This is a genomic window from Arthrobacter terrae, from assembly GCF_015708085.1.
Taxonomy (GTDB): Bacteria; Actinomycetota; Actinomycetes; order Actinomycetales; family Micrococcaceae; genus Arthrobacter_M; species Arthrobacter_M terrae.
The window spans coordinates 1-8,737 of sequence record NZ_JADNYM010000045.1 but is presented as its reverse complement, the minus strand read 5'-3'; the positions used below and the strand labels follow the sequence as shown (position 1 = coordinate 8,737).

General features: G+C 60.1%; 7 protein-coding genes and 1 pseudogene. 2 read left to right on the top strand and 6 right to left on the bottom strand.

Annotated elements, in window-relative coordinates:
• Nucleotides 1-139 precede the first annotated feature (139 nt).
• Together IV500_RS20980 and IV500_RS20975 are read left to right on the top strand one after the other, a co-directional pair.
• Nucleotides 140-784: a C40 family peptidase gene (locus IV500_RS20980; protein ID WP_312876015.1), complete on the top strand. Its 645-nt coding sequence runs from the start codon at nucleotides 140-142 to the stop codon at nucleotides 782-784.
• A 722-nt stretch (nucleotides 785-1,506) separates the two neighbouring features.
• Complete coding sequence (locus IV500_RS20975; protein WP_196398760.1) at nucleotides 1,507-3,288, top strand: AIPR family protein; 1,782 nt, start codon at nucleotides 1,507-1,509, stop codon at nucleotides 3,286-3,288.
• A gap of 469 nt (nucleotides 3,289-3,757) precedes the next feature.
• Here IV500_RS20975 and IV500_RS20970 read toward each other — a convergent pair whose 3' ends face one another.
• From IV500_RS20970 to IV500_RS20945, 6 genes and pseudogenes are all read right to left on the bottom strand, one after another.
• Nucleotides 3,758-5,152 carry an IS1380 family transposase gene (locus IV500_RS20970; protein ID WP_196398759.1) on the bottom strand — a complete coding sequence of 465 codons (1,395 nt, stop codon included), beginning with the start codon at nucleotides 5,150-5,152 and terminating at the stop codon, nucleotides 3,758-3,760.
• 79 nt (nucleotides 5,153-5,231) lie between these two features.
• Nucleotides 5,232-6,122, bottom strand: coding sequence for a tyrosine-type recombinase/integrase (locus IV500_RS22410; RefSeq protein ID WP_196398758.1), 891 nt, complete (start codon nucleotides 6,120-6,122; stop codon nucleotides 5,232-5,234).
• Entirely contained in the window at nucleotides 6,119-6,736 is a 618-nt protein-coding gene (locus tag IV500_RS20960; RefSeq protein WP_196398757.1) for a tyrosine-type recombinase/integrase, read from the bottom strand. Before IV500_RS20960 ends, IV500_RS22410 begins: the two co-directional genes overlap by 4 nt.
• A 69-nt stretch (nucleotides 6,737-6,805) precedes the next feature.
• The gene (locus tag IV500_RS20955; protein ID WP_196398756.1) at nucleotides 6,806-7,084 is read right to left on the bottom strand and encodes a hypothetical protein; all 279 of its coding nucleotides are present in this window, start codon (nucleotides 7,082-7,084) and stop codon (nucleotides 6,806-6,808) included.
• Nucleotides 7,081-8,361, bottom strand: a complete 1,281-nt coding sequence (locus IV500_RS20950) for a tyrosine-type recombinase/integrase (protein WP_230855299.1) — start codon at nucleotides 8,359-8,361, stop codon at nucleotides 7,081-7,083. Before IV500_RS20950 ends, IV500_RS20955 begins: the two co-directional genes overlap by 4 nt.
• Nucleotides 8,362-8,516: 155 nt before the next feature.
• Nucleotides 8,517-8,737 (bottom strand): annotated as a pseudogene (locus tag IV500_RS20945) (IS21 family transposase); the annotation flags it as partial.

The window sequence follows — 8,737 nt, the reverse complement described above, 5'->3', positions numbered from 1 at the left end:
CATGGACCCATTCTCCCGCGGCAACGAAATTGTGGAGATAGACATTGATGATGTTCCTGGTTCTCGCCCTACGAATCAGACGGAGTTGCTATGAGCTGCTGGCCTTACCCAACGCTGACACGTAGGGGGGTGGGGGAGCGTGGCCGAGCTGATGAACCCCGTCTACGACGCCCAAGCGTTCTTCGGCGGCCCAAAGGGACCAAATCACGGCTCACCACCTGGACTGCTCGACACTCCCGGCTGGGAGACGATGTCCAAGAGCGGCGCCGCTCAAGCCGTTCAGGCTTCTGCCTTTCCCGAGTTGTACGCCCAATGGGAAGGCGAGGCGCACGCAATCGTGGCGGCGCTTAGGTCGGGCGTCACTCTGCAGAGCTGTTTGACCGGTAGCGGCGGTACAAGCATGCCCGACCTACCAGGCAACATGAGCCAGTTCCGCCGCGACATCATCCGATTCGCACAGGAAGGCGTAGGCGGAACGTACGTCTGGGGCGGAACAGCATTCAAGGCGTGGGACTGCTCCGGCTACGTCCAATGGGTCTACGGCCAAGTCGGCATCCAGCTCCCGCGAACGGAACAATGGCTCTCAGGAACTCCGACGACAATGCCCCAGCCAGGCGACCTCGTGGTGCAAAATCCGGACGGGCCAAACCATTGGGGCCACGTTGGGATCTACGCCGGCAACGGCATGATGTTCAGCGCGCTCAACCCCGCGGTGGGAACACTGCTGCATCCAGTGGCGTGGAACTCTGGTACGCAGTATTTTGTATTGATCAAGAATATATAGTCGGCACATCGGGCTATGGTTGCGCGTCCTTGTTTTATCTCGGGCAAGGTCGTCGACCGTCCGCGGGCATCCCTGACGGATTGGGGAGGGTCCTGGGCATCCCCGATGGATTGGCGAGACGACCTACCTTAGCGACGACGAAGGTATCTCCGCCTTGGCGTCAGCAAGCGCCCCATACAGACCGGACGTGATCCTGTTGGCCCCGACGTTGAGCTATGCGATGAGGACCCGGAGTCGGTGGATCAGATTGCGTAGCCGACTAGCAGTTCAGGCATCGGAAATCGTGTGTTGTACAAGTCACCGTCACCCAATAGTTCACCGGATACCCTATACGCGACACTTCTGGCGGCCGTGGTTCAACAACTGACGTCAGCCGCGCGTTTGACTGGAGGACCCGCTTTTGGCCACGCGTCGGAGTGGCTGGGCGTGAGGAGAAGGGAGCTGGTACCTTCAGGTCGACGACGCAGACGGGTCTCGAGAACGGCTGGGCACTTGTAGGCCATGTCGCAGTGCCGATGTCAGTTCCGGGGTGTGACGATCGGCGTCGACATAACCCGACACGCCGCACCCACCACCACAGTGAGCAGCACCCCACGTCCAAGCCAGTCCGTTCACCTTCGCCAAGGGAATAGCCAGAGGTTCTGGGCCACCACGCGGCCTGCGACGAGCACATCTCACATCTCCGGCATACTGGGAAGCATGACTACACAGGGGACCAGGCCATGATGAGCGAGTTGGCGCAGGAATTGGGGGCTGCAAGACCAGCTTTCGCTGCCTACAACTCACGCGAAGACCTCCACACCCACGACCCTAATGCGCTACTACTTTTCGTCGCGGAACTGCGCCTCGGCGTCGATGACGTTAGCCTGTTTGCGTCAAATGCCTTGACCGATCACTCGAACGATAAAAAATGCGACATGGTGGCGGTCACGCCGGAGCGCAACAAAGTAGTCGTGGCCCAAGGGTATGAAGCCCTGACCAACAAAGACGCGGCGCCCGCAAATAAAGCTTCCGACCTGAACACTGCGGTCTCATGGCTGCTCACTGGTCCTCTGAACGAGGTTCCAGAAAAGTTACGAAGTGCCGCCACCGAGGTACGGGCGGCACTCAATGACAAATTGGTCTCCGAATTCGAGATTTGGTACGTCCATAACCTTCCGACCTCGAAGAACGTTCAAGGTGAACTGAACCAGGCAGTTAGGTCGGCCGAGGCGGCACTGGCACGCTATTTCCCTGGGGCAGATGTCGATGTACGCGCTGTCGAAATTGGTCGGGATCAAATCGACACTGACTATCAACAAAGCAATGCACCCATTCTGGTGAACGAGTCGCGATCTTTCTCGGTCCCTGGAGGGTTCGAAGTTCGCGGTTCAGGCTGGAAGGCCTATTCCACCGCCATTCGGCTCGCAGACATTCGGGAGCTGTGGGCAAATCACGGTGTATCGCTTATGTCACCGAACGTTCGCGACTACCTCGGGGTGGTTAAGAAATCGGGCAACATCAACCATGGCATCAAAGAGACGGCAAGGAGTGAACCCAACAACTTTGCTATCTACAACAACGGAATCACCGTCCTGACGAATGACTACGTTGTGGATCTCGCCTCCAATACCATCGTCGCGAACGGTGTCGGTATTGTGAACGGCGGTCAGACGACCGGCGCAGTTGGCGAGATGCCCGCTGAAGACGTCAGCGAACTTGAAGACGCGCGAGTCATGGCCCCGTTCGTCACGTGCACGGACCCAATCGTGCTTGACAATATCGTCCGGTACAACAACACACAAAACAAAGTCGAAGCCACAGATTTTCGAAGCGGGGACGGTGTGCAAACGCGGCTGCGCCAGCAATTCGCAGACGTTCCCGATGCAGAGTACCGGGGTGGTCGGCGCGGCGGCTCAACCGACGCGATTTCGCGAAGCAGGTCGTTGCTTAGCGACTCCTCTGTCGCACAGTCGCTCGCCGCATTTCACGGTAACCCCAACCTGGCTTACAACGAGACACGGACGATCTGGGAGTCCGACGGCGTGTACGCCTCAATCTTTCGCGAGGGCTTGAGCGCAAATCACGTTGTCTTCAGTCAAAGTCTCTTGGCAGCGGTCGACGAGGCGAAGCGAGCAGTTGCAAAGATTCCGGAATCTGGAAGAACTGACACGCAGAAGAAGCAAGCACAGTTTTTCAGCACGCGGGGATCGAATCATCTCGTCGTAGCCGCCGTTGCCTCGTGCTTAGAGACCATAGTCGGCGGTCCCATAGCAGATCGGTACTCCTTGCGGTTCAAGGGGAAAGTCTCACCTACTCAAGCCGCAACGAAATGGAAGCCGGTGCTCGACGTCGTTCTAGCTTTCACGGGCCAACTTTCCGACGCCACCGATCAGGGCCTCAAGTCGCGAGACAAAGTCACCGGCGCGATCGCAAACTTCACAGCCATGGTCGAGGCCGTACGTTCCGCAAACACCGGCCCGTTCGATACATTCGCCGCCGCTGCGGAGTGGGACGGCAAGTAGGAGTCTCCCTAGCCTGCTCGCGCCCGCCCTTCTAACCCACTCGCGGAGGCACAGCAACGACCCTCATAGGATCTTCACAACAAACTTGAACGGACACCTTCCAGAAAATCAACAGCTTGATTCCGACAACGGCCGGTAGTTTCCGCAGGTGGATTGACTGCCGGGTACCGGCGAGGATGGCGATGCCCCGTTACCTCCCTGGATGTTCCCCCACCCCGTTGCTCGACTTATAAGATGAGGGCTAGAGGTTTCGTTCTCTGCCTAGGGGTTCAACGACTAGCCTCGATTTTTCATGACGTGGGGTTTCTTCTGGTTCAGGGCTGACCGTTTGCCTGACGGTTCTGATTTTGGCATGTGGGTGTGACAATGCGCCCGCTGGCCTGGTGGCGGTTGTCGGTGGCCGGTTCCACGCCGGTCACGGTGCTGCTGGTGTTTTTGTGAATGGGTGCGGGCGGGTGGTGGTGCCTGCTCAGGGTGGGCCCAGTGCCGCGAGGCGCTTCATTCCTTTGAGCAGGAGCGCCACGTCCGGGGCTGTGGAGGCCAGTTGGAGGGTGGTTCGGCGGGCGTGGCTGGCGATCTTCCCGCCGATTTCGAACAGCCTGGCCCGGAGTTTCTTGGGTTCCCAGCGCCTGGCCTTCGTCCCGGTGAACGCGACCATTTGGGTCCAGGCCATGATCTCGGCGGCGAGCATGACGACATGGCACCAGAGCTTGTTGGCAGTGAAGGACTTGAAGGGCAAGTTCGCGAATCCGGTGTCCTTGGCGTTGCGGATCCGGTCCTCACACCGTGCCCGCAAACGGTGGCGGACTTCCAGCACGGCCAGCTGGCCTTTCTTTTGGTTCGTTGCGGTGGCCGTGTAGCGGTGCCCGTCGATGTCGGTGATCCGCAGTTGCGCCCCGACGTGCGGGACTTCCTTGCGGACGATGACACGCATCCCGTCCGGCCAGGCCGAGAGGTTCAGCATTCCGGTGATGTCGGCGATCCAGGCGCCGTCGCGTTCGAATCCGTTGCTGTCGTACGCACTGGTCCACCCGTTCTTGGGGACCAGGGGCAGGACGTCTGCGACGGCGCCGTGGATGGGGAGCCCGACGGAGTAGGAGAGGTTGCGGTGTTTGGCGGTAAGCCAGTTCAGGAAGTCGTGTGTGCCGCCGGCGGAATCGGTGCGGATCATGATTTTCCGCCCGGCCCGGTACCCTTCCGGGAGCTGCTTCAGGGAGTCCTTCACGACCTGGATGTGGTCCGCGGCCGTGTTCGAGCCGGCGTTGCCGGGCCGCAGCAGCGTCACCAGCGGCTCGCCCGTGCCCAGGATGCCGTGGTCAATGAAGGAACACAGCGGGTGGAAGCCGAAGCCCTTCTTCCAGGTCGGGCGGGCATCTTCCTTCTCGGAATGGGAGTTCAGAAGGGACGCGTCGATGTCAATGGTGAGCGGGTTCTCCGTGCTGACGCCATGCAGCGGGGAGTCTTGCCCGGCGTGCTCCCACACATGCGCCCGGGCCGCGGCGCGGGCAGTGTTGATCGCCGACAGCGCCTTGGAAGGTTTGACCGTTGCCAGGATCTTGAAGAGCCGGCTGATCGTCGGGTCGGAGGCGACACGCCCGTAGACTTCCGGTTGGTTACGGAGCCGGTCGACATCGGACACGGCGTCCCCGCCCGTGGCAAGGGACAACGCCAGATCCGTGAGGATCTTGCCAGGATTGTGGGTAGCAAACGGCTTCCGCCACGGCTCCAGCGCCCCCGACAATCCCGCCGTGATACCCGAGCCCTTCAGCATCGAGGTCAGGATCGCCCCACCAGCCTGGGACACCACGCCATCACCGGCGCCATCAACTCGGACAGACGGGTAAAAGCCGGTAAAGTAGTTCACCTGCAGGGTGCTCCCGATGTGGCTAGGAAATGTTTGTGTGGTAACTACATTTTCCCACGTCAGAGGCACCTTTCAGCCTTTAATGACGCCACCCCGACACACGCTCATGAAACCCCGAGGCTAGTGGTTTGAGGGGGAGCGTCATGGTGGACTGGCAACCCTTGTCTTTAGCGTCGTCGCTGTATGCCCAGCCGTCAGGACCAGCGCCGGCGCCGGTCATCGGGAAGCTCGAAGAGCTCCCGTTCAACTCGCTGACGTGGGAGAACTTCGAGCGCCTCCAACTGAGGATGATGCGCGATATTGAGGGCCTGCGTGACGCCCAGATGTATGGGGAACCTGGCGAGTCGAGCAGGACGGTCAGCTGTTTTGCTGTTTGGTCCCAGAGAGGGCACGTCCTCCATTTATCTCCTTTCCCGTGAAGGCGAACGATGGCGTGTTCGCCGAGCTGGAGATTGCCGGCACGGAGTTCTGCGACTTCTTGGGCCCGCGCCCCGGTGTTGTAAAGGAACAGAATCAGAGCGTGGTTCCGCTGCGCGAGGCGACCGGTCCGTGGCAGGTGTTGCAACAGTCCCTGCATCTCGTCACGTTCAAGGAAATGAGTTTCAGCCGGTGGCGTCCGTTTCATGGGGATGGCGGCAACCCTCTGGCATGTTTCGAGCATCGCCGGTTCCCGGCTGGCAATGTATTCAAACAGGCAGTGCAGTGCTGCCAGGCGCTGGTTACGCGTGCTCACACCGTTGTGACGGTCATCCTCCAGGTAGCGAAGGAATCCGATGACGTGCCCAAAGCTCAGGTCTTCCAGCGCAAGCTTGGTGATTCTGGTTCCCTTCTGCTCAGCGATGAAACACAGCAGAAGCCTGATGGTGTCGCTGTAGCTGCGCACCGAGCTGGGTCGCAGCCCTTTGACGGTGACGAGGTGATCGATGAAGAAGGACTGGATCAGTGACCCGAGCTGCTGGGTGCCACTCATGGCTGCTCCTCCAACCATGCTGGTTCAGCAAATACTTCGAAGCGGTGGCTGGCCTCGGAAAACAGCTCCGGAGTGATGGTCAGATAGACGGCGGTCGAGGCCGGATCCACATGACCCATGAACGTTGAGAGCTGAAAGAGTCTCACGGATGGGTCCACGCCCTCCCTGTACCAGCGAAGCAAGGACCCCACGGCGAAGGAATGACGCAGGGAATGCAGGTGCGGTGCCGTGGTGCCCGCCGGAACGGGGAACTCCAACTCGATGGCCAGGAGCCTGAACGTGTGGCTCGCGCTGGTCCGGTTCACGCAGCGCCGGCCATCGAAAGTGAACAGAGGAGATCCCGGACCGGCACCTTCTTGGCCTTGTCTATGCTTGAGCTGTCGGGCGAGCAACTCCCCGATGCGCGGGCCGAAGGGAACCAGTCGACTCTTACCGAACTTGCCACCCCGGACGACCAAAAGCTGCCTGTCGGTATCAATGTCTTCCAAGAACAGGTGACAGGCCTCCCCGCCCCTGAGTCCCAAGCCGTAACACAACGCGAAGATGGCGTGGTAGGTGGGGCCGCGCCCGATCGCCCGGGGATTGTCGGGAAGTGCTGCTGCCGACTCGAGCAACCGGCGAGCCTGGGCGGTATCGAGGAGGAAGGGCAACCGTTCATCAGTTTCGCGGCGCCGGGTGCCATGTCAAGGAGTTGCTGCCAGAAGTTGCTGACTGACTGCCCAGTCTAGGAAGGTTCCAAGTACCCCGATGAGGTGGTTGAAACTACGGGCCCGGCGCCGAGACCTGGAAGCAACAAATTCATCCAGAAGTTGCGGCGTGAGCCCGGCCGACTCCGTCACCCCACACTGGTCCGTGTAAACCAGCAGCAAATGCAATGTCGCTTCCTCACTCAGGTATTTCCTGCCCAGTGCCCGCTTGTGTGCCAAGAACGCAGCCACATCGGCGGCAAGGTTCTCGCTCACCACAGCACTTCCTCACCGTCGCCAAGAGCGACCTCGCGCAACGCTTCAATATCGACTTTGGCGTAAACTTCCGTGGATCGTGCCGAGCGGTGGCCCACGAAGTCACCAATGGTCTTCAACGAGAAATTCGCATCAACAAGGCGCTGCACCGCCGTGTGGCGTAGTGTGTGCGAGCCCGGCCGGCGCACATCAATGCCAGCCTTGAGAAGGTGAATGCGGGTCCGTGCCGAAACCGCCGCCGCCGTAATAGGCTGACGGGGAGCCATCGCCCGGAAGAATACGCGCCGGTCCTCGCTCTCTGGGCGTCCGTGCTGCAGATAGTCAAGAAGTGCCTCACCAACAACGGCAGAAAGCGGAAACGCTGTCGAGTGGCCGGCCTTGCGCTCGGGAATCGCCAAACGCTCACGCTTCCAATCGATGTCATCAAGCGTCAATGCAGCGACTTCCCGGCCGCGCAGCCCATAGATAACCAACAACATCAGAATGGCGTAGTCACGCTTGCCCGCCACCGTCCTCCGGTCAACACCAGCCAGAACCAGGTTGACGTCGGCCCACGAAATGGAACGGGGAATGTCCGAGAGCCGATATGTCTGGGCCCAGCCTACCGCCGTGCTCAAATCACTGGCCAATACTCCCTCTCGGTGGGCATAGCGGAGGAAGACTTTCAAGGCCCCGGCTTCATCACGCACCGTACTCTTCGCCAACCCAGTACCAGCACGCGCCACAAGATAAGCGCTGATCAGGGCCGGTGAGAGTTCCCCCATCGATTCCATCCCGACCTGGTGCAAGTACGCTTCGAATTGGCGAAGGTGGATACGGTAGCCGCCCACCGACAGCGGGCGGAGCCCACGCTCCTGAATCAAATAATCGATGAAACCCGGAACGGTCTCTGCGAACGGCAATTCAAGGCGACGACGACCGCTCGGCTGATATCCGGGCAGGATAACCGTGAGCATCTGTTCCACCGGACCCCGAATCTCCTTGGCCATAGACCGGGACGATCCAGTCCGCTTGTGATGAAGAGCAACCCGGTCATCAACAAACGCGCCCACGTACGCGGGCAACTCCCCAACAGTGCCAGCCCCACGGGCACCAGCAAACTCGCCAAACGCGAAAACGAGCGGGACCCGCCTCCAGACACACCTGTCCGAATAGTGATTCCCGGAAAGCCAAACAACGTACTGCTCGATTTCCGCACCCACCCATGAATGCATGTACCGATCGACGGTTGCTGGCTGCTTGAAATAGTTCTCCAGCATGGCAACGACCTTTCTCATCAAAGAAATGAAGCAACCACCATCACCCCAGACAACCGTTATGTGCCATGGAACACCGACCGAAACCCAGAAATCAGCGCAAACACGGCTTCACCAGCGGGTCGGGCCACATAATCAGACCGGGCACAGAAGACGGATAATGAGCGCGGAACATAATCGGTCAGGACATAAGTGGGTGCCCCGCCAGCGATGCGGAAAGACCTATCCAGGGCCGCGAACACGGACGGCGCCGTCCTATCCCGCAAAGCGATGACGATCCGGAACCGTGACCACGCCAGCCAGGCAACGAACAAGACCGTCTTCACACCGTCAATATAAGGGCCGTCTCCGAAATCATATTGTAGCCAGCCGCCAGGCTCCGTGACCCACGGCCGGT